Below are 25,084 nucleotides of genomic sequence, written 5' to 3'. Positions count from 1 at the left end.
GCGTCAGCGGCCGCTCAGGCGTAGGCCAGCTCGGCGGTGACCCGCGTGCCGTTGGATCGCTCGAAGCCCCACCGGTCGCACACGTGGTCCACGATCGCGAGCCCGCGTCCGCTCAGGGCGTGGTCGTTGAGCTGCACCGCCTTCAGCTCGTCGACGCTCCCGCCGTCCACCACGCTGAGCCAGAGGCACTCGGGCCGCAGGCACCAGGAGACGGCGATCGTGCGGTCGGCGTTCGGGCTGCCGTGGACGAGGCCGTTGGTCAGCAGCTCGCTGACCACCAGGCCGGCGTCGTCGACGACGCTCTCGCGCACGCCGGTCCGGCGCAGGTCCTCGGCGAGCAGGTGCCGCGCCCGCCGGACGCTGCTCGGGTGGTACGGGAGGTGCACCGTCACGCAGGTGTCCTGGTCGTGCTGGCGCCCCATGTCGCTCGCTCCTCGCGCTGCCGGCTGGGTGGTCCCCCGCCCCGTAGCCCTCCGAGGACGACCCGAAACGGGGTCTGCCCGATCCCGGCGGACGACGTGCTCACCGTCGCGCGGGCTGCCTCGGCCCTGGCCCGGTTTCACCGGCCGGGCCGCAGGACACCGGACGACCGACCAGGAAGCATCCGGGAGAGGGAAGTCCGTGAGCGAGCAGTCCATGTCCGGCAAGACCATCGCGTTCCTCGTCTCGACCGAGGGGATCGAGCAGGCCGAGCTGACCGGCCCGTGGCAGGCGGTGCAGGAGGCCGGCGGCACGCCCGTGCTGATCAGCACCGAGTCCGGCGAGGTCCAGGCGTTCGACCACCTCGACAAGGCCGACACGTTCCCCGTCGACCAGGTCGTCGACGACGTGAGCATCGACGACTACGACGGGCTGGTGCTGCCCGGCGGCGCCCCGAACGGTGACCTGCTCCGCACGTTCGAGGGTGCGGTGGCCTTTGTCCGGCAGTTCGTGGAGGCCGGCAAGCCGACGGCGGTCATCTGCCACGCACCCTGGGTGCTGGTCGAGGCCGACGTCGTCAAGGGCCGTCAGCTCACCTCCTGGCCGAGCCTCCAGACCGACATCCGCAACGCCGGCGGCACCTGGGTCGACCAGGAGGTCGTCGTGGACGGCAACCTCGTCACCAGCCGCCAGCCCGACGACATCCCGGCGTTCAACCGCGAGTTCCTCGCGCTGGTCTCCGCCGGAGCGTGACCGCACGACGGCGGGGTGCCGCACCGCACGAGCAGCGCGAGGCGAGCCCTAGGGTCGAGCCCGTGAGCACCCCGCCGTTCCGCGTCGGCTTCGTCACCGGAGCCACCCCCGACAAGTGGGCCCGGCACTGGCGCGACCGGCGCCGCCGCGAGCCGCTCGAGCTGGTGCCGGTCATCGAGGAGGACCAGGAGCGCGTGCTGCGCGAGGGCGAGGTCGACATGTGCCTCGTCCGGCTCCCGGTCGAGCGCGACGGCCTCCACCTGGTCCGGCTGTACGACGAGCTGCCGGTCGCCGTCGTCGGCGACGAGCACCTGCTCACCCTCGCCGACGACGTGACGCTCGCCGACCTGGCCGAGGAGCAGCTGGTCCTCCCCCACCGGTCCGGCTGGCGCCCCGACGTACCGCAGCTGGACTGGCCGCCGATGTCGGTCAAGGACGCGATCGAGGTCGTCGCCAGCGGCACCGGGGTCGTGATCGTCCCCATGTCGATCGCCCGGCTCCACAACCGCAGAGACGTCGAGCACCGGGTGGTCACCGACCTGGAGCCGACGACGGTGGGCCTGGCCTGGCTGGTGGACCGCGACGACGAGCAGTGCCAGGCGTTCGTCGGGATCGTGCGCGGACGGTCGGTGCGCAGCACCCGAGGGTGACCCCTCGGGGACGTGAACAGTCTCACCCCGAAGTGTGGGGACGACGCGTCACGGGTAACCGAACCCCTTGTGACTGATCAGCACCACGCCCCCCGTCCACCCGACCAGAGGTCCACGGCCCGCCGGGTCGCCGACGCCGTCTCCCAGCCGCCGGTCGACGTGGTCCACCCCGCGCTCGACGCGGTGCCCGAGGAGCAGCGCATCGAGCGCGGCCTGGACCGCGCGGTCTTCGGCGTCAGCGCGGCGATCGCCGTGGCGTTCCTCGTCTGGGGGTTCGTCAGCACCGACTCGCTGGCGTCGGCCTCCGGCAGCGCCCTGGACTGGGTCCTGGAGTCGACCGGCTGGCTCTTCGTGCTCACCGCCAGCGGCTTCGTCGTGTTTGTGCTGTGGCTCGCGCTGAGCAAGTTCGGACGGATCCCCCTCGGGCGCGACGACGAGGACCCCGAGTTCAGCACGGTCTCGTGGGTGGCGATGATGTTCAGCGCCGGGATGGGCATCGGGCTGATGTTCTACGGCGTGAGCGAGCCGATCACGTTCTTCACCGAGCCCCCGCCGGGCACCGGTGAGGCCGGCAACCCGCGGGCCGCGGAGACCGCGCTGGCCACCACCCTCTTCCACTGGTCGCTGCACCCCTGGGCGATCTACGCCGTCGTCGGCCTGACCATCGCGTACGGCGTGTACCGCAAGGGCCGCGCCCAGCTCATCTCCGCCGCCTTCGAGCCGCTCCTCGGCCGGCACGCCGCCGGCTGGGGCGGCAAGGTCATCGACATGTTCGCGATCTTCGCGACGCTCTTCGGCTCCGCCGCCTCCCTCGGCCTCGGCGCCCTGCAGATCGGCAGCGGCCTGCAGATCGTCGCCGGCGTCGGCGAGGTCGGCAACGGCCTCCTCGTCGGGATCATCGCGGTGCTGACGGTGGCCTTCGTGCTCTCGGCCGTCTCGGGCGTCGCCCGCGGCATCCAGTACCTGTCGAACATCAACATGGTGCTGGCGGTGCTGCTGGCCCTCTTCGTCTTCGTCGTGGGCCCGACCATCTTCATCCTCAACCTCCTGCCCACCGCGCTCGGCACCTACATCGGCGACCTCCCGTCGATGGCCGCGCGGACCGGCGCCGAGGGCCAGGAGACCGCCGACTGGCTGGCCAGCTGGACGATCTTCTACTGGGCCTGGTGGCTCTCCTGGACGCCGTTCGTCGGCATGTTCATCGCCCGGATCTCGCGTGGGCGGACGATCCGCCAGTTCGTGACCGGCGTGCTGCTCGTCCCCAGCGTCATCAGCCTGGTCTGGTTCGCGATTTTCGGCGGCACCGCCATCGACCTGCAGCGCGACGGCACCGACATCGCCGGGGCCGGCGGGCTGGAGTCCCAGCTCTTCACGACCCTCGAGGCGTTCCCGTGGGCCACGGTCACCGGCGTGCTCGTCATGGTCCTGGTCGGCATCTTCTTCGTCTCCGGCGCGGACGCGGCCTCCATCGTCATGGGCACCCTGTCCGAGCGCGGCACGACCGAGCCGCGGCGTCCTACCGTCATCTTCTGGGGCGTGGCCACGGGGGCCGTCGCCGCGGTGATGCTGCTGGTCGGCGGGTCCGAGGCGCTCTCGGGCCTGCAGACCATCACGATCGTCGCCGCGCTGCCGTTCGTCGTCGTGATGATCGGCCTGGCCGTGTCGCTGGTGAAGGACCTCCGCCAGGACCCGCTCATCGTGCGCCGTCAGTACGCCGTGGACGCCGTCGAGCAGGCCGTCGTCGCCGGTGTCACCGAGCACGGCGACGACTTCGCGCTCTCGGTCGAGCCCGGCTCGGCCGACGACGCACCCGCCAGCGGCAGCAGCCGCTGAGCCCGGCTCACCAGGAGGTGGCGAGCGGTCGCCCCTCCTGGTAGCCGGCCGCGGACTGGACCCCGACGACCGCGCGCTCGTGCAGCTCGGCGAGGTCGCGCGCCCCGGCGTACGTGCAGGCCGAGCGGACGCCGGAGCAGATCTGGTCGATGAGGTCCTCCACGCCCGGGCGCGCCGGGTCGAGGTACATCCGCGAGGACGAGATGCCCTCCTCGTAGAGCCCCTTGCGGGCCCGGTCGTACGCCGACTCCGACGACGTGCGGTTGGCAACCGCGCGCGCTGAAGCCATCCCGAAGGAGACCTTGTAGGCGCGGCCCGAGGGGTCCTCGACCAGGTCCCCGGGCGACTCGTGGGTGCCGGCGAACCACGAGCCGATCATGACGCTCGAGGCCCCGGCGGCCAGTGCGAGGGCGACGTCGCGCGGGTGCCGCACTCCCCCGTCGGCCCACACGTGCGCGCCGAGGTCGCGCGCGGCTCCGGCGCACTCCAGGACGGCGGAGAGCTGGGGGCGCCCGACACCGGTCATCATCCGCGTCGTGCACATCGCGCCCGGGCCGACGCCGACCTTCACGACGTCGGCGCCGGCCTCGACCAGCGCACGCGTGCCGTCCGCGTCGACGACGTTGCCGGCCACCACCGGGACCGCCGGGTCGAGCGCCCGCACGGCGCGCAGCGCGTCGAGCATCCGGTCCTGGTGGCCGTGGGCGGTGTCGACGACGAGGCAGTCCACACCCGCCTCGAGCAGCCGTCGGGCCTTGTCGGCGACGTCGCCGTTGACGCCGACGGCGGCCGCGATCCGCAGGCCGCCCCGGTCGTCGACCGCCGGGGTGTAGAGCGTAGCGCGCAGGGCGCCGGTGCGGGTCAGCACGCCGACCAGGGCACCGTCGGCGTCCACCGCGACGGCGAGCGGCTCCCGCGCCTTGTCCAGCGCGTCGAACGCCGACCGCGGGTCGGTGTCGGCCGGGATGGTGACGAACGCCTGGTTCATCACGTGCTGGACCTGGGCGAACCGGTCGACGTCCGCACAGTCGGCCTCGGACACCACACCCACCGGGCGGCCGCCGTCGACGACGACGGCCGCCTTGTGCGCCCGCTTCGGGATGAGCGAGAGCGCCTCCGCGACGGTCTGGTGGCGCGAGAGCTCGATGGGGGTGTCGAAGACGAGGTGCCGGCTCTTCACCCAGCGCACGACGTCGGTGACGACCGGGATCGGGATGTCCTGCGGTATGACGACGAGGCCGCCGCGCCGGGCGACGGTCTCCGCCATCCGCTTGCCGGCGATCGCGGTCATGTTGGCGACGACGAGCGGCAGCGTGGCGCCGGTCCCGTCGCTCGTCGACAGGTCGACGTCGTACCGGCTGGCGACCGCGGAGTGCCGCGGGACCATGAAGACGTCGTCGTAGGTCAGGTCGTGCGCGGGGCGCGCGTCGTTGAGGAACTGCACGTGGGACGAGTCTACGTGCAGCCGGTTCCTAAGGTGTCTGTCGTGACCTATCTCGAGCCCGGCCGTCCCGACCAGATCGCCGCCGACCTGCGCGGCGCCTTCCAGCAGCGGTACGGCGCCGCCGCGGCCGCCGTCGGCCGCGCGCCGGGGCGCGTCAACCTGATCGGCGAGCACACCGACTACAACCGCGGCCTCGTCCTCCCGCTGGCGCTCCCCCACGCGACGTACGCCGCCGCCGCGCCCCGCACCGACGGCCGGGTGCGCGTGGCCAGCCTCCAGGACGACTCGCTCTGGGAGGGGACGCTCGACGAGGCCGGACCGGGTGGGCCGCGCGGCTGGGCGACGTACGCCGCGGGCGTGCTGTGGGCGCTGCGCGAGGCGGGCGTCGACGTCCCCGGCGCCGACCTGTTGGTCGACGGGCGGGTGCCGCTGGGCGCCGGGCTGTCCAGCTCGGCGGCGCTGGAGTGCTCCGTGGCCGTCGCCGTGCTGGCGCTGGCCGGTCGGGACCTGGACGCGGGGGCCCGGCGGCTCGTCGTGGACGCCTGCATCCGCGCCGAGACCGAGGTCGCCGGGGCGCCCACCGGTGGCATGGACCAGACCGTGGCCGTGCTCGCCGAGGAGGGCGCCGCGCTGCTGGTCGACTTCGACACCGACGAGAGCCGACCGGTCCACCTGGACCTGGCCGGTCTCACCCTGCTCGTGACCGACACCCGGGTCTCCCACGAGCTCATCGACGGCGGGTACGCCGCCCGGCGGGCGGACTGCGAGGCGGCCGCGGCCGAGCTCGGCGTGCCCTCGCTGCGCCAGGCGGACCTGGAGTCCGTCGAGCGCATCGGCGACGAGCGGGTGCGGCGCCGGGCGCGGCACATCGTCACCGAGACCGACCGCGTGCAGCCGGTCGCCGACGCCCTCGCCGCCGGTGACCGGGACACGGTGGAGCGGCTCTTCGCGCTGTCGCACGCCTCGATGCGCGACGACTTCGAGATCTCCTGCGACGAGCTCGACGCGGCCGTCGCCGTCGCCGTCGAGGCCGGCGCCGTCGGCGCCCGGATGACCGGTGGCGGCTTCGGCGGCTCCTCGGTGGCGATCGTGCCCGACGAGCGGGTCGAGGCCGTGATGCGAGCCATCGACACCGAGTTCGCCCTGCGCGGCTTCGCCACGCCGGCGCACCTGCGTGCCGAGCCGTCCGCGGGGGCCGGCCTGGTCTGAGCGCCGGCCGCCCCCGCGGTCACCGGCTCAGGTCGAGGAGACCCCGATCCGTCCCTCGCGGAAGGCCGCGACGAACAGCGCGTGGTCCGCCCGCACCCGGTCTGCGTAGGCGGTCCCGGTGTCGGCCAGCCAGGTGACGAGCTCCTCGCGCCTGCCCTCGACCGAGGCGGCCAGGGCCTCCTCGACCTGGAAGTCGACGAGGTCCTGCTCGCTGTCCTCGTCCGAGGCGCAGTGGATCTTCGCCGTGGCCCGGCCGAGGAGCCCGACGACCTCGGCGATGTCCTCGGGCTCGGTGAGGCCGCTCCAGTCGAGGTCGACCTCGTAGGGGGACACCTCGGAGACGACGTACCCGATCCCGTCGAGCTCGGTCCACCCCAGCAGCGGGTCGGTGTGCACCTGGAGCGCCCGCTGGCTCACGACCGTGCGGTGGCCCTCGTGCTCGAAGTAGCCGTCGACGGCGCCGGTGTCGACGAACCGGCTGACCGCCGGGACGTTGGCCTGCTTCATCGACAGCACCACGTCGTTGTCGAGGGCCTGGCTGTGGCCCTCGACGAGCAGGTTGTACGCCGGCAGGCCGGCCGAGCCGATCCCGAACCCGGACTTCCCCACGACGTCGCGCAGGTCGTAGAAGAGCGACCGGGGCGAGCGCTTGTCCTCGGGGATCGTCGCCAGGTACTGCTGGTAGGCCGCCTCGACCTCGGCCCGCTCGTCGTCGGGGAGCCGGCGGACGCTGCCGTCCTCGCGGAAGACCCGGACGCCGTCGACGCGGACCGTGCTGGCGTCGAGCAGGTCGGCCCTGCGCCGCTGCCGGGCCTGGACGAGCGCGGCGTGGATCGGGCCCTCGGTGTTGTCCAGGTGCAGGGCGAACTCCGAGGCGTCGTCCCCGGACCGGCGGTAGTCGTCGACCTGGTCGAGGTAGCCGGCGACGTAGGTGCCGATCAGCTCGCGGACGTCGGGCTCGGGCAGTGCCTTCTGCCAGCCGACCAGCGCCAGGGACGCCGCGAACCGGAGGAGGTCCCAGGTCCACCGCCCCAGGTAGGCCTCGTCGAAGTCGTTGACGTCGAAGACCAGCCGGCCGTCGTCGTTGAGGTAGGTGCCGAAGTTCTCCACGTGCAGGTCGCCGTGGACCCAGATCCGGCCGGAGCGCTCGTCGACCCAGTCGTCGTCGACGGCGCCGCCGTCGGGGCCGGAGGCGGTGAGGTCGGCGTAGAACAGGCAGGCGCTGCCCCGGTAGAACGCGTGCGGGTCGCGAGCCATCGTCCGGTACTTCCCGCGGAACGCCACCGGGTCGGCCTCCATCAGCGGCGCGAAGGCGTCCGCGAGGCTCTCGACGATCAACGCCGTGCGCTCCTCGTCACCCCGGCCGGGGCCGGTGCCGTCGTTGCTGCCGTCGGGGGTGCCGTCGCTGGTCCGGGGGGTCTCCATGCCGCTCATCGTGCACCCGACGGCGGACGCAGCCCGTGCTCGGCCAGCTCCAGGCGCGCCAGGCGGTCGATCACCTCGGTGTCGCCGCGGCGCCAGGCGCCCACCGGGTCGTCGGTGACGCGTCCCAGCACGTGCAGCGGCTGGTGGGCCATCGCGCGCAGCGCGAACAGCTCGAGGTCGGCCGGCCCGTCGACGTACTGCTGCGCGGCCGAGGCCTCGCGCACGAACCGGATCCGTCCTGGGAGGTAGCGGCTGCCGACCACCAGGATCGGGATGACCGCGATCGAGACGCCCAACCAGAACGCCAGCCGCTCGACGGCCCGGACGGTGGCCTCCCCGGCGTCGGCGAGCGCGGTCGAGGCGTCCGAGGCCTGCTCGAACGGCGAGGCGATGCCGTCGCCCACCAGCGGGACGTCCTCGAGGTAGCTGCCCGCGTCGCTCATCGAGTCCGACAGGCTGGTCGCCGACGCGGCCGTGCGCTCACCGGGGCCGGCGAGCTCCATCGTGCCGTCGTGGACGGTGTTGCCCACCCAGATCCACAGCACCACCCAGCCGACCAGCAGCGCGTCGAGGGTCAGCTGCAGGGCGAAGCGGGGCGTCGAGTCCGCGTAGAGCTTCATGGTCGTGCCGGTGACCACGGTCGAGCACGCGTACTCAGCCCCACCCGGGTGCCCGCACCGGTCCGGCACCGCCGCAGGCCGACCAGGCTGGAGCCATGAGCACTCCGAACTCCGTCAGGAACACCACCGCCTTCTACGCCCAGGCCGGCATCTCCTTCGCCGTCGCGCTCGCCGCGATGCTGTTCGCCGTCCTCTACGTGCCCGTCGACCCGTGGGTGCGCGCCTTCTTCGCCGTCACCACGCTGTACCTGACCACGTCGGCCTTCACCCTGGCCAAGGTCATCCGGGACGCCCAGGAGAACCAGCAGGTCGCCGCCCGCCTCGACCAGGCCCGCGTCGACAAGATCCTCGCCGACCACGACCCGTTCCGCGTCGCCTCCTGACGCACCGCATGGCGGACATCACGCCGCCCGCAGGTTGGTCCCCGGATACTGAGGGTACGGGAACAGGAACGGCGCCTCGTGCGCCTGCTCGACCTGTCGCACACCTCGACCGATCGGAAGGACCCACGCTGTGGCCCGCAAGAGCCCCCTCGGGAAGATCAGAGACGCCGCCCTCGACACGCTCAAGGACCCGCTCGGGTCCGGCCAGAAGGCGGTGGGCCAGGCCGTCGGCCAGGCCAAGGGCACCGTCGAGCTCGGCCGGGCCGTCGCCGGTCAGGTGACCGGCCAGGCGATCTCGCGGGCCACCGGCACGGTCGGCGCCGTGACCTCCCTCGTGCCCGGCATGAAGAAGCACTCGCCCGTCGCGCCGTCCCCGACACCGGGTGGCGCCCCGGTGGAGCAGACCGCTCCCCCGGCGGCGAAGCAGTCCGTCGCCGCGGACGCGCCGGTCGCCAAGGACTCCCCCTCAGACCGCGCGCAGGGCGACCCGGTCAAGCCCGCGCCGGCGACCGGCCCGGCCACCAAGGCTCCGGCGAAGAAGTCCGCGCCGAGCGTCGCCAAGAAGGGCAGCGCCGCCACCAAGGGCGCCGCCGCCAAGAAGGCCGCCTCCCCCGCCGCCCCCGCCTCCGACGAGCCGGTCAAGGCCCCGGTCGAGGACGTCGCCACCGCTGCGGTCAAGAAGGCCGCGACGAAGGCGCCGACCGCCAAGGGCGCGCTCAACGAGGCGGCCACCCGCAAGGGCACCGCCAAGACCGCCAAGAAGTCCGCCAGGACGACCGAGCCCGACAACGCGATCGACGCCGCCGCCGACGTCTCCGACGTCGACGTCACGCCCGCCGACATCGCCGGTGCCGTGGCCAAGAAGGCACCGGCCAAGAAGACGCCCGCGGCGAAGAAGGCCCCGGCTGCCACGAAGGCGCCGGCCACGAAGGCGCCGGCCGCGAAGAAGACCCCTGCCGCCAAGCGCACCGCCTCGGGCGACATCCCGCTCTCGGCCTCCGAGCTGGCCGGTGGGGCCGGCACCGAGGCCATCACCCCCGCCGGCACCCGCGGCGCGGGCGTGCCGAGCAACCCCGACACGGCCGAGACCGGCTTCGGCACGACCGATGCCCCGCTCATCACCCCCGGTGAGGCCAAGGCGGTCGCCACGGAGGCCGAGACCCTCGGCCGCGCCAGCGACGCCGACAAGGGCTGACGGCCCGCCGTACGACGCACGACCGGCCCCCGCGGACTCGTTCCGCGGGGGCCGTTCCGTGTCCCCGTTCCCTGCCGTGCGCGTCGCCCCGGACACAGCACGGCCCCCGCCCGACGAGGTCGGACGGGGGCCGCACGGGGCCGTTGCTGCGTGCTACTTCAGCTCGGCGCTGGAGAGCCCCAGGACGCGACGGGCGACGATGAGCTGCTGGATCTGCTGGGTGCCCTCGAAGATGTCGAGGATCTTGGAGTCGCGGGCCCACTTCTCCAGCAGCTCCGCCTCGCCGTAGCCCACCGAGCCGCACAGCTCGACGCACGAGAGCGTGATGTCGGAGCCGACCCGGCCGGCCTTGGCCTTCGCCATCGAGGCCTCGAGCGAGTTCGGCCGGCGGTTGTCGGCCATCCAGGCGGCCTGCAGCATCAGCAGGTGGGCGGCCTCCCAGTCGGCCTCCATCTGCAGCAGCTTGGCGGCCGCCGCGTGCTGGAGGTGGCCGGGCCGGTCGTGGTCGACGGTCACGCCGGCGTCGGCCAGGAGCGACCGGGTCAGGTCGAGCGCCGCGCGGGCGCAGCCGACCGCCATGGCGGCCACCAGCGGCCGGGTGTTGTCGAAGGTGGCCATCGCCCCGGCGAAGCCCTGCTTGGTGTCGATCTCCGGGGAGCCCAGGAGGTTCTCCTTCGGGACCCGGCAGTCCTCGAAGATGATCGTCGCGGTGTCGGAGGCCCGGATGCCGAGCTTGTGCTCGAGCCGGTCCACCCGCATGCCGGGCGTCCCCTTGGGGACGACGAACGACTTGATCGCCGCCCGGCCCAGCGAGCGGTCGAGGGTCGCCCACACCACGATGTGGTCGGCGCGGTCGCCGGCGGTGACGTAGATCTTCTCGCCGTTGAGGACGTACTCGTCCCCGTCGAGCACCGCGGTGGTGGTGATGTTCGCGGAGTCCGAGCCGGTGCCCGGCTCGGTGATGGCCATGCCGGCCCACACCCCGGCGAACCGCTCCGCCTGCTCGTCGTCGGCGACCGAGGCGATCGCGGAGTTGCCCAGGCCCTGGCGCGGCATGGACAGCAGCAGGCCGACATCGCCCCAGCACATCTCGGCGATCGACATGACCGAGGCCAGGTTGGCGCCGTTCTTCACGCCGCCGTCGTCCTTCCTCGTGCCGTCCTCGTCGCGACGTACGCCGGCGGCGCCCGCGCCCTCGTTCGCGCCGGACTCCGACAGTCCGTCGATCATCGCGGCGAGCATGTCGAGCTCCTGCGGGTACTCGTGCTCGGCGCGGTCGTACTTGCGCGAGATGGGACGCAGCATGTTCATCGCGACCTGGTGGGCCTGCGAGACCAGCGGGCGGAACTTCTTCGGGTCCTCCAACGAGATGGCCATCAGACCAGCACGCTCCCTTCCATCACTCCGACGGCCCGCAGGTCGCGGTACCACCGCTCCACCGGGTGCTCCTTGACGAAGCCGTGCCCACCGAGCAGCTGCACGCCGTCCAGGCCGATCTGCATGCCCTTCGCCGCGCAGAGGTTGCGCGCGAGGGCGACCTCGCGAGCGAAGTCCTTGCCTGCAGCGGCGCGCGAGGCCGCCTTCCAGGTCAGCAGGCGCATCGACTGCAGCTCGATCGCCATGTTGGCGACCATGAACGCGACCGACTGCCGGTGGGCGATGGGCTCGCCGAACGCCTGGCGCTCCTTGACGTACGGCGTGACGTAGTCGAGCACGGCCTGGCCGGTGCCGACCGCGAGCGCGCACCAGGCGAGCCGGGACAGCCGCACGCACTCGGTGTACGCCGCGCCGTCGGTCCCGCCGAGGACGGCGTCGGCCGGGACGGTCACACCGGTGAGCGTCAGCCGCGTCATGCCGGCGGCCCGGACGCCCATCGCCGGGTCGCCCTCGACGCTCAGCCCGGGCGCGCCGGACTCGACGAGGAACAGCACGGGCGTGCCCTCGAGCGAGGCGCCGACCACGAACAGCTCGGCCTCGGCGCCCAGCGGCACCAGCGACTTGGTGCCGTCGAGGACGTAGGAGTCCCCGCGGCGGACCGCCGTCGTGCTCGGCGAGAGGACGTCGAAGAGGACGGTGGGCTCGTTGAGCGCGAGCGCCGCGGCGGGCGCGCCCTCGCCACCCTCCCCGGAGAACGCCGGGAGGTAGGTGCGCTGCTGGGCGTCGCTCCCCCACAGCCCCAGGGCGGTGGCGACCGCGCCGGGCGCGAGGGTGGCGACGGCCAGCCCCATGTCGCCCTTCGCGAGGGCCTCGGCGACGAGCGTCCCGGCCATCGCGGAACGCTCCTCGGAGATCCCGCCGAGGGACTCCGGCACGCCCAGCAGCGGGAGGCCGATCTCCTGCGCCGCCGAGCGGACGGCGTCCGGGACGGCGCAGGCCGCGTCGGCGTCAGAGGCCACCGGGCGGAGGACCTCCTCGGCCAGCTCGGTCACGACGTCGACCAGCATCTGCTCGTCCTCGGTCGGCGTGAGGTCGAAGACGCCCGTCCGCCGTGCGGCAGGAACCCGGACGCCCGGCTCCCCCCGCTGCCCGGCCCTCTGGAACGTGCGGCCGGCCGCGGTCACGGTCCGGAACCCGGTGCGCGTCACCGTGAAGACGGCCTGCTCGGTGCTGCGCCGCAGCCCCAGCCGGTCGATGAGGTCGCTCTGGGCCACGCGGCTGAGCGCGGCGACGGCGTACCCGATGGGGTCGCGGGCCTCGTGCGTGGCGAGCCCGTGCCTGCCGCCGGGCCCCAGCTTCTGGATCAAGGACATGCCGTCAATGTAACTACGAGTTACACAACGGGCTACACCAGGGGTGGTGGGCCGGGTCACACGTCCGCCCGGACCCGCACGCCCGTCTAGGATTCCGCCCATGCCCGTCCCCGCCGAGCCCGCCCAGCACGCGCCCCACGGATCCCTGCCGACCGGCGGCCGCGTCCACCCGATGACCCGCTGGGGCACCCCGGTGATGCACCGACCCCAGCAGGCCGTCACCGCCTACGATGCGGACCTGCGGGCGCTCGCGGCCGACATGGTGGCCACGATGTACGCCGCGGACGGGGTCGGCCTGGCCGCCTGCCAGATCGGCGTGGACCTCGCGGTCTTCGTCTTCGACTGCCCCGACGAGTCCGGCGAGCGGACCGTCGGCGTCGTGTGCAACCCCGAGCTGACCCTCCCCGAGGGGCGCGACCGGCAGCTGGACGACTCCGAGGAGGGCTGCCTGTCCTTCCCCGGGGCGTTCGTGGAGTGCGCCCGGCCGGACGTCGCGACGGTGACGGGCACCGGCCTCGACGGCGAGCCGGTGACGTTCTCCGGCGACGGCCTGCTCGCGCGGTGCCTGCAGCACGAGACCGACCACACCCGGGGCACCGTGTTCGGCGACCGACTGCCCACCAAGCTGCGCAAGAAGCTGCAGAAGCAGCACGACCGGCTCGCCGAGGACTACCCCGCGGACTGGCCCGTCGGCGAGGAGTGAGCCGGGCGCGCCAGTGCGTCGACGGTCGCGCCAAACAGCCACGGGAGCCGCTCCGCGGCCGGCACCAGCGCGGTGCGGGTGGGGCGCAGGCTGGTCGCACCGAGCAGCGCGTGGGTCAGCCAGCGGTAGCGCCGGGTGAGCCGGCGCCAGTCCTGCTCGTAGGCCGCGGGGTCGTCGAGCGCCACGGCCTGCACCGCCGCCGCGGCCTGGGCGACGGCGAGCGCGACGCCCTCGCCGGTGAGCGCGTCGACGTAGCCGGCGGCGTCGCCCACGAGCAGCACCCGGCCCGCGGTGCGCGAGCTCGCGTCCTGGCGCAGGGGGCCGGCGCCGCGGTCCTGGCCGACCACCTCCGCGCCGGCCAGCCGGTCGAGCAGCTCGGGGAAGGCGGACAGGTGGTCGTCGTAGGTCCCCCGTTGCGTCGTCAGCACGGCAACGCCGACCAGCTCGTCGGCCACGGGCGTCACGTAGGCCTCGGCGTCGCGCGCCCAGTGCACCTCGACGTGGTCGGACCACGGGGTCACCGCGTAGTGCCGGCGCAGCCCGCGGCGCAGCTGGCCACGACGCGGCCGGTCCAGCCCCAGCGAGCGGCGGAGCGGGGAGTGCAGGCCGTCGGCGGCCACGACGTACCGGGCGCGGGTGCCCCCGACGACGACGCCCTCGTCGTCCTGCTCCAGGCCGCGCACCGTGCGCTGCTCCACGCGCACGCCGGCGTCCTCCACGGCACGGCGCAGCGCCCCGTGCAACGTGGTGCGCCGCACGCCGCGGCCGGTGCCGCTGCGGAACGGCGCCTCGACCCGGCGGGCCCCCGCGACGTACCTGATCCCGCGGAGGTCCTGTCCCTTGGGGTCCACGCCGAGGTCGGCGAGCGCCGCCACGGCGCCGGGCATCAGGCCCTCGCCGCACGCCTTGTCGACGGTGCCGGCACGCTGCTCGAGGACGGTGACGTCAAGCCCGGCGCGCACGGCGTGCAGGGCGGTGGCCAGGCCGGCCGGTCCCCCTCCGACGACGAGAAGGTCCTTCACGCGTGGACGCCCTGGGTGAGCCGGGCCAGCGCGGCGTCCTCGGCCCGGATCCGGGTGGCGAGCAGGCCCGCGTTGAGCACGGTGAAGACCAGGGCGGTGATCCAGGCACCGCCGACGAGCGGCAGCGCGAAGCCCTCGACGACCACCGCGACGTAGTTGGGGTGCGGGATCCACCGGTACGGCCCGCCGACCACCCGCGGTGCGCCCGGGACGACGATGACCCGGGTGTTCCACTGCCGCCCCAGCGTGCGGATGCACCACCAGCGCAGGCCCTGGGAGGCCACCACCAGCGCGAGCATGGTCCAGGAGAGCGCCGCGGGCGGCTCCGGTCGGCGCACCCAGACCTCGACGAGCGCCCCGAGGAGCAGTCCGGTGTGCAGCACCACCATGAACGGGTAGTGCCCGCGACCGGACTCCACGCCGCCCTGGGAGAGGCTCCACTCGGCGTTGCGGTTGGAGACGACCAGCTCGGCGACGCGCTCGACGGCGACCGCGGCGACGAGCAGGGTGAAGGCGACCTCGAGGCTCACGCGGCCGCCTCCGGCGCGCGCAGCAGCACGAGCTCGGAGCAGAAGCCCGGTCCCATCGCGAGCATCAACCCGTAGGAGCCCGGCCGTGGCGGCCGGTCGGCGAGCGTGTCGGCCATGACGTGCAGCACCGAGGAGGAGGAGAGGTTCCCGATCCGGCGCAGCGAGTCCCAGGTCATCTCCAGGGCGTGCCGGTCGACGCCGAGGGCGTCCTGCAGCGCCTCGAGGACCTTCGGGCCGCCCGGGTGGGCGACGTACCACTCGAGGTCGTCGGCGCCCAGGCCGTGGTCGGCGAGGAAGTGCTCGACGTCGTCGCCGATGTACTGGCGCACCACCTCGGGCACGGAGGAGTCCAGGACGATCTTCAGGCCGCCGGCACCGACGTCCCACCCCATCGTGCGCTCGGAGTCCGGGTACATCCGGCTGCGCGAGGCCAGGACCTCGGGGTGGGTGGGGTCGGCGACCTGGGCGAGCGGGTGGTCGGGGCCGACCGCGACCACCGCGGCGGCGCCGTCGCCGAAGAGCCCGCTGGCGACCAGGTTCGCGACCGACACGTCGTCGCGCTGCAGCGTGAGCGAGCAGAGCTCGACCGACATGAGCACCGCCACGCCGTCCGGGCGGCCGCGCAGCAGGTCGTGGAGCCGGGCCACGCCGGCGGCGCCGGCCACGCAGCCGAGGCCGACGAGCGGCAGCCGCACGACGTCCGGGCGCAGGCCGATCTCCTGGGCCACCCGCGCCTCCAGCGACGGCACGGCGAGGCCGGTCACCGTGCACGAGACGACCACGTCGACGTCGGCCGGCGTGAGGCCGACCGCCTTCAGCGCGTCGACCACCGCGCGGGAGCCGAGCTCGACCCCGGCGCTGATGAAGACGTCGTTGGACTGGCCGAAGTCCTCGAGCCGGGAGTACTCCTCCAGCGGGAGCGCCGTGTGGCGGGTGTCCACGCAGGCGTTGCGGTGGAAGCGCTCGACGACGGCCCGGTTGACCGAGCCCTCGACCATCGTGGTCGCGAAGGACTCGGTGATGTCCTCCTGGCGGTAGCAGTGCTCCGGCAGGGCGCCCCGCACGCTGACGATGCGGCTCGGCCGGAAGTGCGGTCCGCCCGGGGCGGTGGTGGCGGTCATGCGGGCTCCTTGACGGTGGCGTCGGTGGCGTCGGTGGCGTCGGTGGCGTCGGTGGCGGCGGCCTCGACACGGATGAGCGGCGGGGGTGCGAGGAGGGACCGGCCGAGGCCGAGCGCGAGCGAGGGGGTGAGCCGGCCGCGGGCCAGGCCGAGCTCGACCAGCCCGTCGAAGACCCGCTGGTCACGGGCGGAGGCACGCAGGCCGGCCTCGAGCACCCGCGGGCTGCGGGTCAGGCGCGCGGCGAGCGCGGTGTGACGCAGGTGCGGCAGCAGGATCCGCCGGGTCGCCCGACGGTGGAGGTGCCCGGCCCGTTCCGGACGGCCGACCCGGAGCGCCTCGGCGGCGGCCCGACCGGCGGCCAGCCCGGTCGCCACGGCGTAGAAGATCCCCTCACCGGTCAGCGGGTTGACCAGTCCGGCGGCGTCGCCGACGAGCAGCACCCGGCCGGTCGGCGGACGCCAGCGGGCGGTGGAGAGCGGGAGGTGGTGGCCCTGCCAGCGGGACCCGCCGGCGGTCGCGCCGGGCAGCAGGTGCTCGAGCCGCTCGAAGAGCTCCGCGCGGGTGGGTGCGGGCCGGTCGGCGTGCAGCACCTCGCCGTACCCGACGTTGGCGGTGCCGTCGCCGCAGTCGAAGGACCAGGCGTACGACGGCTGGTGCTCGGTACCGAACTCGATGACCTGGGCCCCGGCCCGGCCCGGCGCGACGGGGGCGTAGCCGCGGATGGCCAGCGCGACGGGCCCTCGGGGCCGCTCGAGCGACCGGCGGACGACCGAGTGCGCCCCGTCCGCCCCCACGACGACCGCGGCGCGGGTCCCCTCGTCGAGGACGACGCGGTCCGGCTCCTCGTGCAGGGCTCGGACCCGGTGGCGGCGCAGCTCGGCGCCGGCCGCCACGGCCGCCTCGACCAGGCGCGCGTCCAGGACCGCGCGCGGCACGACGTACGCCGCCCGCGCCATGGTCCGCTCGGCGGCGAGCGGCACGCGGCTGAGCCGCAGGCGGGCCACCGGGGTGCGGTCGTCCAGCAGGCCGGTCACGCCCACCTCGGCGAGCAGGTCGAGCACGTGGGGGGCGACGCCGTCGCCGCACGCCTTGTCACGGGGGAAGTCGGCGCGGTCCAGCAGCAGCACCCGCAGGCCCGGGTCGGCGGCCAGCGCCCCCAGTGCCGTCGCGGCACCCGCGGGGCCGGCGCCGACGACCGCGAGGTCCCAGCCGGTCATCCCGCGGCCACCAGGAGGGCGACGTCGAGCAGGGCGACGGCGACCGCGGCGCGGAACGGGGTGCGCCCGCGGGTCACGAGGGTGACGAGGGCCAGCAGCAGCGCCACCCCGAGCGCCGCCCAGGCCCACCAGGGCGGGTCGCCGGCCGGGCCCAGCACGGCCAGGACCGAGGCGCCGGCGAGGAGCGCGGCGGCGCCGGCACGGGAGGCCGTCGCCCCCAGGCGGTGCGGCAGCCCGCGGACGCCGGTCCGGGCGTCGTCGGCGAGGTCGGGCAGGGTGTTGAGCAGGTGGGCACCGACACCCAGCAGCGCGCCCGCCCCGGTCGCCCAGGCCGGCGCCCACGAGGGGTCCGGCCCGGCCAGCGTGACGACCGAGGGCAGGGTGCCGAAGGCACAGGCGTACGGCGCCCAGGACCACCAGGTCGCCTTGAGGCCCAGGTTGTAGGCGTGGCCGGCTCCCGCACCGAGCACGATGTTGACCAGCGCGCTGCGCCAGCCCACCGCGGCCGAGAGCGCGACGCACGCGGCGGCGGCGACGCCGAGCGCGCTCACCACCCATCGCACCGGGAGCGCGCCGGTCACCAGCGGCTTGTCAGTGCGGCCGACCGCACGGTCGCGCGGCAGGTCGCGCAGGTCGTTGCCCCAGCCGATCGTCAGCTGGCCGGTGAGCACCGCGCCGGTGACGAGCACCGCGTCGGTCGCGTCGAGGTCGCTGCGCACCGCCAGGAGCGCGGCGATCGTGGTGACCGCCAGGGCCGGTCCGCCGTGGGCGGCGGCGAGGAGCGCGCCCGCGCGGCCCGGCTGCGTCCGGGCCCGGCGGCCGGGAGGTGCGGGGACCGCGCTCGTGGTCACGGCCGGCGCCGCACTGCGACCGGCCCGCGGCGCACGGCGTCACCGACCGCTCCCAGGACGGTGCGGGGCCGCAGGGCGGGCGTGCGGCCCGACGCGGCGTCCTTCATGCCGGCGACGACCTCGCCGAAGACCGACGGCCCGTCGGTCGTGGGCGCCCAGCCCAGCTCGACGCGGGCACGCGTGGTGTCCATGGTCGGCAGCGCGAAGCCCATGTCGAGCCAGCCGGTGTCGACCTGCTGGAGCCGGGCGTGCCAGGTGGCCGACATGACGGCCCGCACCACCGACGAGGGCACGTGCACGAGCCGGGCCCCGAGCGCGTTGGCGATGATCGCCGCGGTCACCGGCGGGTCGGCCGCGAGGTTGAACGGGCCCGCGGCGCGCTGCCGGAGGACGGTGGCGATCGCCTCGGCCACGTCGTCGGTGTGGACCATCGGGATCACGAGCCCGCGGTCCATCGGGAGCACGGGGAGCAGTCCGAGCGCGCGGGACGGGACGAACGCCGGGATGCCGTACCGCAGGAGCGCCGAGCCTGCTGCGCGCTGGCCGACGATCCCTGGCCGCAGCCGGGTGACGACCCGGTCGGGGTGGGCGGTCTCGTGCTGGTCGAGCAGCCGCTCGGCAGCGGACTTGTGCCGGCTGTAGCGCGAGGTCGGCACGCCCTCGGTCGGCCAGGTCTCGTCGACGGGCCGGTCGTCCTGCTTCGGGGAGTAGGCGCCGACCGACGACATGTGCACCACGTGCGGCACGTCGGCCTCGGTGACCGCGCGGAGCACCCGCCGCGTGCCGCCGATGCCTGTCTCGGCGAGGTACGTCAGGTCGTGGGAGGGCTGGAAGCCCCACGCGAGGTGGACGACGGCGTCCGCGTCGCGGAAGGCCTCGGCGAGCGTCTCGTGGCAGGCGTCGGTGCTGAGGTCGACGGAGTGCCAGGTGATGCCGTCTGCCTGGTCCGGCAGGCGCCGGGCCAGCCCGACGAGGTCGTGGTTGCCGTCTGCGCGCAGGCGTCGCACGAGGGCCGAGCCGATGTTGCCGGTCGCGCCGGTGATCGCGATGCGCATGCTCGCTCGGTGCCCCGCGCGTGGGGGGCTCACACGGCGTCCCGGGGCCCCGGTTGGGGCGCCCGGGACGTCGCGGTGGCGGGGAGGGCGGGGCCGAGGGGCCTCAGCCGGTCCTCACCGGTCTTCAGCCGGTGGTGGGCCGGCTCAGAGGTAGCGACCGCAGTGCGGCCACGGCGACCGGCCGCGCTGCTGGTAGAGCAGCTTCGCCCGGTAGGTCTGCTCACCCGCGGAGGCGCGGTGCGGCATGCCCCGGCCACCGACGCTGCGCCAGGTGCCGGTGTCGAACTGGTAGAGCCCGTAGTACCCGGCCGCGTTGACGGCGCGGGGGTTGCCGCCCGACTCGCACCGGGCGAGGCCGCGCCAGTTCAGCCGGTCGGCGCCGGGGACCGACCGGCGCGGGGCGCCGACGAGCACCCGGCGCGGTCGCGGGTCGCGGACCAGGTGCTTGCGGACGGCGCGGTCGACGACGCGGGCGTTGTGCGTCACCCGGATGGTGCGCACCTTGCGGACCCCGGGCCGGCCGTCGCTGACCACGCGGCGCTGGCCGGGCCGCAGCGACGTCGTACGCCGCTCCTCGACGCCGGCGCGCACCTTGACGCGGCGGGTGTCCACCGTGCGGTCGACGCGGACGACCTTGACGGTGTCGCCGCGGCGGAGGCGGCGCTGCTCGCCGGAGACGCGGCGGTCCGCGCGCAGGACGCGGACCTGGTCGCGCCGGGAGACCGTCACGCCGTGCTCGCGGAGGACGCCGGCCGGCCAGGAGGCGGAGGTGCGCACCGACCGGGTGCTGTCGCGGCCGACGCGGAGGCCGACGGACGTGGTGCCCGCCGGGGCGGCAGCGGCGGTGGTGGCCGGCTCGGTGCCGCTGGGGGCGACCTCGCCGTCGGCGGCGGCGGCGCCGGGCAGCAACGCGAGGACGACCGCCGCGGCGGCGGTCGAGGTGGCCACGGACCGCGGCCGGCGGCCGGAGGGCAGGACGGAAGGCAGGACTGGGTGAAGAGGCATGAAGGGGGAGGTCCAAACGGGATTCGACGCCCTCGCCGTGCTGCGAGGGTCTCCTGGTCGTGACACGGCCGGCGTGCGGCCGCGAGGAGCCCGTCCGGAACGGCGTCGTGGGCCGCCCGGCGGGACGGCCGTCGACGGTACGCGAGCCTCTCGCGCTCCGTCGAATCAGCGGCGAGCGGTCACGTAGCAGGCGACGGCGGTCGCGGCCGCGACGTTGAGCGAGTCGACGCCCTCGGCCATCGGGATGATCGCCCGCCTGTCGGCGGTCTGCTCCCACCGCGCGGAGAGCCCGTGGCCCTCGGAACCGAGCACCAGCGCGACCTTGTCCAGACCCGCGACGGCGTCCTCGATCGGCGACGAGTCCGCGGCCAGCGTCAGCGCCACGGTGGTGAAGCCGCGCGCGGAGAGCGCCGGCAGCGCGTCGTACCAGTCCGGCAGCCGGGTCCACGGGACGTTGAACACCGTGCCCATCGCGACCTTGATCGAGCGGCGGTAGAGCGGGTCCGCGCAGCGCGGGGCGAGGAGGACGGCGTCGAAGCCGAGTGCTGCGCCGGAGCGGAAGATGGCGCCGACGTTCGTGTGGTCGACGACGTCCTCGAGGACGAGCACCGACCGGGCCCCGTCGAGGACCTCCTCGAGGCTCGGCAGCGGGCGGCGCTGCAGCGAGGCGAGCGCGCCCCGGTGGACGTGGAAGCCGGTCACCTCCTCGGCGAGCGCCTCGGAGAGCACGTAGCAGGGCGCATCGGAACGGCCCAGGACATCGGCGAGGCCGTCGAGCCAGCGCGGCGCCATGAGGAAGGACCGTGGGGTGAACCCGCCCTCGACCGCCCGCCGGACGACCTTCTCGCCCTCGGCGAGGAACAGGCCGTGCTCGGCCTCCATGTTCTTGCGCAGCTCCACGTCGCGCAGGTCGCGGTAGTCGGCCAGCCGCGGGTCCGCGGGGTCCTCGACCTCGATGATGCGGGCCATCAGGCCAGCTCCTCCCGGGCCCCGTAGTGGTCGGGGTGCGCCACGGCGACCACGTGGCCGACGACGATGATCGCCGGGGGCTTCACGTGCTGGTCCGCCAGGTCGGCCGCCAGCGAGCCGAGGGTGGAGAGGACCGTGCGCTCGCCCGGCATCGTGCCGTCGCAGACCACCCCGACCGGCGTCGAGGCGTCCCGGCCGCCGGCGAGCAGCGCCTCGGCGATGGCGGGAGCGTTCTGCACCGCCATCATCAGCACCAGGGTGCCGCGTAGACCGGCCACCGCGGACCACTCCGTCAGCGACTCGGGGTGGCCCGGGGGCAGGTGCCCGGAGATGACGGTGAACTCGTGCGCGACACCCCGGTGGGTGACCGGGATGCCGGCGACCGCGGGCACCGCGACCGGGCTGGTGAGGCCGGGGATCACCGTGACCGGCACGCCGGCCGCCCGGCAGGCGATGACCTCCTCGTAGCCGCGGCCGTAGACGAAGTTGTCGCCGCCCTTGAACCGCACCACCCGCTTGCCGGCCAGCGCGCGGTCCACGATGACGCGGTTGATCTCCTCCTGCTGGGCGCTGCGACCCCGCGGCAGCTTGGCGACGTCGACCAGCTCGACGTCGGAGGGCAGGTCGCCCAGCAGCTCCCGCGGCGCGAGCCGGTCGGCCACGACCACGTCGGCGTCCATCAGCGCCTTGCGACCGGCAACGGTGATCAGCTCGGGGTCCCCCGGTCCCCCGCCGACGAGCACCACCCCCGCCGCACGGCTGCGCTGCCTCCGGGCGCCCAGCGTGCCCTCGCGCAGCTGCTCGACGACCTCGTCGCGGATGCCGGCCGATCGCTGCGGCTCCCGGCCGCTCAGGACCGCGACGGTGACCCCGTCGTGGCGGCCGGTGGCGGGGGTCCAGGCGGTGGCCCGGGTGGCGTCGTCGGCGCGCACGCAGAAGACCCGGCGCTCCTCGGCCGCGCGGCTGACCCGCTCGTTGACGGTCGGGAGGTCGGTCGCGGCGATGCAGTACCAGGTGTCGTCGAGGTCGGACTCCTCGAAGCCGCGCTCGTGCCAGACCACCTCCCCGGACCCGACCAGCCCCTCGATGGCGGGCGTCACCGCCGGCGCGACGACGTGCACGCGCGCGCCGGCCGCGATCAGCTGGGGCACCCGCCGCTGCGCGACGTGACCGCCGCCGACCACGACGACGCGGCGGTCGGCGAGGCGCAGCCCGGAGGGGTACGTCGGGAAGTCGTCCACCCGCACATCATCCGTGTGCGGTCGGCGGCGCGGTGGTACGGGTTCGATGTCCGGACTAGGTTCGGACCGATCCCCCGTCTGCGATAGGAGACCCATGACCCTCGACCGACCGGTGAGCCCGAACCCCTACGACCTGCTGCCCCCGGTGCCGTCGTTCACCGTCACCAGCGAGGACGTCACCGACGGCGCGCCGCTGCGGTCCGAGCAGGTCGCCGACGGCGGGGACACCTCGCCGCAGCTGTCGTGGTCGGGCGCGCCCGAGGGCACGAAGAGCTACACGGTCACCTGCTTCGACCCCGACGCCCCGACGCCCAGCGGCTTCTGGCACTGGGTGCTCGTCGACGTGCCGGCGGACGTGACCTCGCTCCCCGCCGGCATCGGCGCGGAGGGCTCGGACCTCCCGGGGAACGCGTTCATGTGCCGCAACGACGGCGGCTCGAAGGCCTTCACCGGCGCCGCCCCGCCGCAGGGCGACCAGGTGCACCGGTACTACTTCGTCGTCCACGCGGTGACGGAGGAGTCGCTCGGTGTCGACTCCGACGCCTCGCCGGCCGTGGTGTCGTTCAACCTGGCATTCAAGACCGCCGGCCGGGCGATCATCCACGGGACCCACCAGCACTGAGCAAGGAAGCGCCCCAGCGGACTCGCTAGTGGTGGTCGAGCGAGGACGCGCCCCAGCGGACTCGCTGGTGGTGGTCGAGCGAGCCGCGCGACCGAGGAACGAGGTCGCGACCGGCGTGTCGAGACCCGGTGACGGGCGCAGGGCCGTAGCCCTGGTCGCCGGGTCTCGACGACGCTCGCCGGCGCTCGCTGCTCGACCAGCAGCCGTTCGCCGGGTGTCGCTGGCGCTCGCTGCTCGACCAGCAGCCGTTCGCCGGGTCTCGACGACGCTCGCCGGCGCTCGCTGCTCGACCAGCAGCCGTTCGCCGGGTGTCGCTGGCGCTCGCCGGCGCTCGCTGCTCGACCAGCGGAGGGGCTTCCTCAGCCCTCCGAGGCTCGGCGGAGCAGCTCCTCGAACGGCGTGGGCTCGGCGAGCTGGTCGTCGACCGTGCGCCGGCTGGACCCGCCCGACGCGTCGGCGGGGCTGACCTTGCCGACCAGCGCGGCCAGCTCGCCGGCGGCCCGGGTGATCCGCTGCTCGAGCTCGGTGCTCGCGAAGTCCTCGGTCGCGGCGAAGACGCCGGTGGGGACGACCACGGCCCGCAGGTAGGCGAACAGCGGCCGCAGCGCGTGCTCGAGCACCAGGGAGTGGCGTGCCGTGCCCGCCGTCGCGGCGACGAGCACCGGGGTGCCGTCGAGGGTCCCGGGCTCGAGGACGTCGAAGAACGTCTTGAACATGACGCGATCGCGACGTCCTGAGGAAGCCGCTGACCTGCGAAAACGACGCCGTTGTAGAACGTCCAACCCCAGTGGAGTGCTTTCGTGCGCAAGCGGGGCGATGGCACGGCATCGCTTGCGCGCTCTGCTGAGTTGCCGAAAAGCCTCGGAGCGCCGTTGGTGCGTGCGATTATGCGCGCAAACTGGCCCCCGAGGGATGGAAGATGTATGCCGCGAGGTCGCGCACCCGGAACGAAGAATCGGAACTACCCGCAGCTGTCGCTGACACAGTCCTTGCGCGTAGCGCGCGCTATCCAGGACGAGGCGTCGGGCATGAACACCTCGAAACTGACACTGGCTGAACTCCTGAACTCCACTCCGACCTCGAGGGTCTTCCGCGAACTGGTCGCCAGCTCCAGGATGTATGGGCTCACGACCGGCGGTATCAACGCAGACGAGTTCGGGCTCACGGAGCTCGGTGACCGAGCTACTGGCGGCGATGAGGTCGACCAGTTGGCCGCCTGCAAGGAGGCTGTGCTCAGCGTTGCGCCCTACGGCACATTCTTCCGTGCCTTCAACGGAAAAAAGGTGCCAAACCCGGGACCCCTTCGCGACTTTCTGATGAAGGAAGCAGAGGTGGACGAGTCCAGGGTCGAGGAGTGCATTGAGCACATCCTCGAAGACGCGCGAGTGGCAGGTCTCGTGCGCACGATGAAGGGCGGCGAGTGGGTAGACCTTGAAGGAGTGCCAACTGCCCCTGTCGCGCCCGACGACACGGTTGACCTCGAAACCCCTGACGACGAACAAGAGGACGAACCCGCCCCGCTCGGTACGTCGGACGACCGAAGCGGTGGGGAGGCCGTGCCACCTACGCCCCGTGGTCGACGAGCGGATGCTGTCGCGAGCGCCGGCCCGAAGAAGGTCTTCATCGCGCACGGCAAGAACCGGACGCCGCTCGACCAGTTGAAGAAGGCCCTTGACCAGTTCAAGGTTAAGTACGCGGTTGCTGTCGACGAGCCCAACCGAGGACGACCGATCAGCAAGAAGGTCGCGGAGCTGATGGAGAACGAGTGCTCGTCAGGCATCTTCATCTTCACAGCCGACGAGCGCTTCCTCCGGGAGAACGAAGCTGGCGAGCAGATCGAGGTGTGGCGACCCAGCGAGAACGTGGTGTATGAGCTCGGCGCAGCGTCGATCCTGTATGAGAACCGGATTGTCATCTTCAAAGAGAAGAGCGTCTCGTTTCCCAGTGACTTCAGCGATCTGGGCTACATCTCATTCGAAAAGGACCAACTTGTCGCTGAGATCGGGGCCTTGTTTGCTGAGCTCGTGGGACTGGACATCCTGGAGGTCCGAGCGAAGGGTTGAGTC

Annotated in this window: 25 protein-coding genes; 9 read left to right on the top strand and 16 right to left on the bottom strand. The window is 73.9% G+C overall.

Annotated elements, in window-relative coordinates; translation table 11 throughout:
* Positions 1-14 precede the first annotated feature (14 nt).
* Complete coding sequence (locus AB0N29_RS06515) at positions 15-422, bottom strand: ATP-binding protein (RefSeq protein WP_364865087.1); 408 nt, start codon at positions 420-422, stop codon at positions 15-17.
* 199 nt (positions 423-621) lie between these two features.
* Here AB0N29_RS06515 and AB0N29_RS06510 point away from each other — a divergent pair, with 199 nt between their 5' ends.
* The 3 genes from AB0N29_RS06510 to AB0N29_RS06500 all read left to right on the top strand — a co-directional run bounded on the left by AB0N29_RS06510 (position 622) and on the right by AB0N29_RS06500 (position 3,656).
* The gene (locus AB0N29_RS06510; RefSeq protein ID WP_302271368.1) at positions 622-1,173 is read left to right on the top strand and encodes a type 1 glutamine amidotransferase domain-containing protein; all 552 of its coding nucleotides are present in this window, start codon (positions 622-624) and stop codon (positions 1,171-1,173) included.
* 62 nt (positions 1,174-1,235) lie between these two features.
* Complete coding sequence (locus AB0N29_RS06505) at positions 1,236-1,823, top strand: LysR substrate-binding domain-containing protein (RefSeq protein WP_364865084.1); 588 nt, start codon at positions 1,236-1,238, stop codon at positions 1,821-1,823.
* A 69-nt stretch (positions 1,824-1,892) separates the two neighbouring features.
* On the top strand, positions 1,893-3,656 hold the full coding sequence (locus tag AB0N29_RS06500; RefSeq protein ID WP_364865081.1) for a BCCT family transporter: 1,764 nt from the start codon (positions 1,893-1,895) through the stop codon (positions 3,654-3,656).
* Positions 3,657-3,663: 7 nt separating this feature from the next.
* Here the strand turns inward: AB0N29_RS06500 and AB0N29_RS06495 are convergent, their stop codons facing one another.
* Entirely contained in the window at positions 3,664-5,100 is a 1,437-nt protein-coding gene (locus AB0N29_RS06495; protein ID WP_364865079.1) for a GuaB1 family IMP dehydrogenase-related protein, read from the bottom strand.
* 42 nt (positions 5,101-5,142) lie between these two features.
* Between AB0N29_RS06495 and galK the strand changes: the two genes are divergently transcribed.
* Positions 5,143-6,309, top strand: coding sequence for a galactokinase (gene galK / locus AB0N29_RS06490; RefSeq protein ID WP_364865077.1), 1,167 nt, complete (start codon positions 5,143-5,145; stop codon positions 6,307-6,309).
* A 27-nt stretch (positions 6,310-6,336) separates the two neighbouring features.
* On the opposite strand, the gene AB0N29_RS06485 is transcribed toward galK, so the two are convergent.
* Together AB0N29_RS06485 and AB0N29_RS06480 are read right to left on the bottom strand one after the other, a co-directional pair.
* Positions 6,337-7,734, bottom strand: a complete 1,398-nt coding sequence (locus tag AB0N29_RS06485; RefSeq protein ID WP_364865075.1) for a DUF2252 domain-containing protein — start codon at positions 7,732-7,734, stop codon at positions 6,337-6,339.
* A 5-nt stretch (positions 7,735-7,739) separates the two neighbouring features.
* The gene (locus AB0N29_RS06480; RefSeq protein ID WP_302271361.1) at positions 7,740-8,354 is read right to left on the bottom strand and encodes a hypothetical protein; all 615 of its coding nucleotides are present in this window, start codon (positions 8,352-8,354) and stop codon (positions 7,740-7,742) included.
* Between the two features lie 95 nt (positions 8,355-8,449).
* Here AB0N29_RS06480 and AB0N29_RS06475 point away from each other — a divergent pair, with 95 nt between their 5' ends.
* Both AB0N29_RS06475 and AB0N29_RS06470 read left to right on the top strand, forming a co-directional pair.
* Positions 8,450-8,737: a YiaA/YiaB family inner membrane protein gene (locus AB0N29_RS06475; RefSeq protein WP_302271359.1), complete on the top strand. Its 288-nt coding sequence runs from the start codon at positions 8,450-8,452 to the stop codon at positions 8,735-8,737.
* A gap of 130 nt (positions 8,738-8,867) precedes the next feature.
* Positions 8,868-9,932, top strand: a complete 1,065-nt coding sequence (locus tag AB0N29_RS06470) for a hypothetical protein (RefSeq protein ID WP_364865072.1) — start codon at positions 8,868-8,870, stop codon at positions 9,930-9,932.
* Between the two features lie 153 nt (positions 9,933-10,085).
* Here the strand turns inward: AB0N29_RS06470 and AB0N29_RS06465 are convergent, their stop codons facing one another.
* A complete protein-coding gene (locus AB0N29_RS06465) occupies positions 10,086-11,309 on the bottom strand; it encodes an acyl-CoA dehydrogenase family protein (protein WP_364865070.1) in 1,224 nt (407 codons plus the stop codon).
* The gene (locus AB0N29_RS06460) at positions 11,309-12,682 is read right to left on the bottom strand and encodes an acyl-CoA dehydrogenase family protein (RefSeq protein WP_364865069.1); all 1,374 of its coding nucleotides are present in this window, start codon (positions 12,680-12,682) and stop codon (positions 11,309-11,311) included. The genes AB0N29_RS06465 and AB0N29_RS06460 overlap by 1 nt, the downstream gene beginning before the upstream one ends.
* Positions 12,683-12,782: 100 nt before the next feature.
* Between AB0N29_RS06460 and def the strand changes: the two genes are divergently transcribed.
* Positions 12,783-13,385: a peptide deformylase gene (def, locus tag AB0N29_RS06455; protein ID WP_364865067.1), complete on the top strand. Its 603-nt coding sequence runs from the start codon at positions 12,783-12,785 to the stop codon at positions 13,383-13,385.
* Here def and AB0N29_RS06450 read toward each other — a convergent pair.
* The 9 genes from AB0N29_RS06450 to cobA form a co-directional block, all read right to left on the bottom strand.
* Positions 13,352-14,407: an NAD(P)/FAD-dependent oxidoreductase gene (locus AB0N29_RS06450; RefSeq protein ID WP_364865065.1), complete on the bottom strand. Its 1,056-nt coding sequence runs from the start codon at positions 14,405-14,407 to the stop codon at positions 13,352-13,354. The two genes, def and AB0N29_RS06450, sit on opposite strands and share 34 nt — an antisense overlap.
* Entirely contained in the window at positions 14,404-14,937 is a 534-nt protein-coding gene (locus AB0N29_RS06445; protein WP_364865063.1) for an isoprenylcysteine carboxylmethyltransferase family protein, read from the bottom strand. The genes AB0N29_RS06450 and AB0N29_RS06445 overlap by 4 nt, the downstream gene beginning before the upstream one ends.
* Positions 14,934-16,058 carry a 3-oxoacyl-[acyl-carrier-protein] synthase III C-terminal domain-containing protein gene (locus AB0N29_RS06440; protein ID WP_364865060.1) on the bottom strand — a complete coding sequence of 375 codons (1,125 nt, stop codon included), beginning with the start codon at positions 16,056-16,058 and terminating at the stop codon, positions 14,934-14,936. The genes AB0N29_RS06445 and AB0N29_RS06440 overlap by 4 nt, the downstream gene beginning before the upstream one ends.
* Complete coding sequence (locus AB0N29_RS06435; protein WP_364865058.1) at positions 16,055-17,275, bottom strand: geranylgeranyl reductase family protein; 1,221 nt, start codon at positions 17,273-17,275, stop codon at positions 16,055-16,057. Before AB0N29_RS06435 ends, AB0N29_RS06440 begins: the two co-directional genes overlap by 4 nt.
* Entirely contained in the window at positions 17,272-18,126 is an 855-nt protein-coding gene (locus AB0N29_RS06430; RefSeq protein ID WP_364865056.1) for a UbiA family prenyltransferase, read from the bottom strand. Before AB0N29_RS06430 ends, AB0N29_RS06435 begins: the two co-directional genes overlap by 4 nt.
* Positions 18,123-19,181 carry an NAD-dependent epimerase/dehydratase family protein gene (locus AB0N29_RS06425; RefSeq protein ID WP_302271346.1) on the bottom strand — a complete coding sequence of 353 codons (1,059 nt, stop codon included), beginning with the start codon at positions 19,179-19,181 and terminating at the stop codon, positions 18,123-18,125. The genes AB0N29_RS06430 and AB0N29_RS06425 overlap by 4 nt, the downstream gene beginning before the upstream one ends.
* Positions 19,182-19,325: 144 nt before the next feature.
* A complete protein-coding gene (locus AB0N29_RS06420) occupies positions 19,326-20,129 on the bottom strand; it encodes a transglycosylase family protein (RefSeq protein ID WP_364865053.1) in 804 nt (267 codons plus the stop codon).
* A gap of 222 nt (positions 20,130-20,351) precedes the next feature.
* Positions 20,352-21,155, bottom strand: a complete 804-nt coding sequence (locus AB0N29_RS06415) for an RNA methyltransferase (protein ID WP_302271342.1) — start codon at positions 21,153-21,155, stop codon at positions 20,352-20,354.
* A complete protein-coding gene (gene cobA / locus AB0N29_RS06410; protein WP_364865050.1) occupies positions 21,155-22,396 on the bottom strand; it encodes a uroporphyrinogen-III C-methyltransferase in 1,242 nt (413 codons plus the stop codon). Before cobA ends, AB0N29_RS06415 begins: the two co-directional genes overlap by 1 nt.
* 94 nt (positions 22,397-22,490) lie before the next feature.
* Between cobA and AB0N29_RS06405 the strand changes: the two genes are divergently transcribed.
* Positions 22,491-23,018, top strand: coding sequence for a YbhB/YbcL family Raf kinase inhibitor-like protein (locus tag AB0N29_RS06405; RefSeq protein WP_302271340.1), 528 nt, complete (start codon positions 22,491-22,493; stop codon positions 23,016-23,018).
* Positions 23,019-23,377: 359 nt separating this feature from the next.
* Here the strand turns inward: AB0N29_RS06405 and AB0N29_RS06400 are convergent, their stop codons facing one another.
* Entirely contained in the window at positions 23,378-23,734 is a 357-nt protein-coding gene (locus AB0N29_RS06400) for an NAD(P)H-dependent oxidoreductase (protein ID WP_364865047.1), read from the bottom strand.
* Between the two features lie 312 nt (positions 23,735-24,046).
* On the opposite strand from AB0N29_RS06400, the gene AB0N29_RS06395 reads away from it, so the two are divergent.
* Positions 24,047-25,081, top strand: coding sequence for a TIR domain-containing protein (locus AB0N29_RS06395; RefSeq protein ID WP_364865044.1), 1,035 nt, complete (start codon positions 24,047-24,049; stop codon positions 25,079-25,081).
* Positions 25,082-25,084 lie beyond the last annotated feature (3 nt).

The organism is Nocardioides sp. NPDC092400, from assembly GCF_040684155.1.
Lineage (GTDB): Bacteria > Actinomycetota > Actinomycetes > Propionibacteriales > Nocardioidaceae > Nocardioides.
This window is presented reverse-complemented; position numbering and strand designations above follow the sequence as displayed.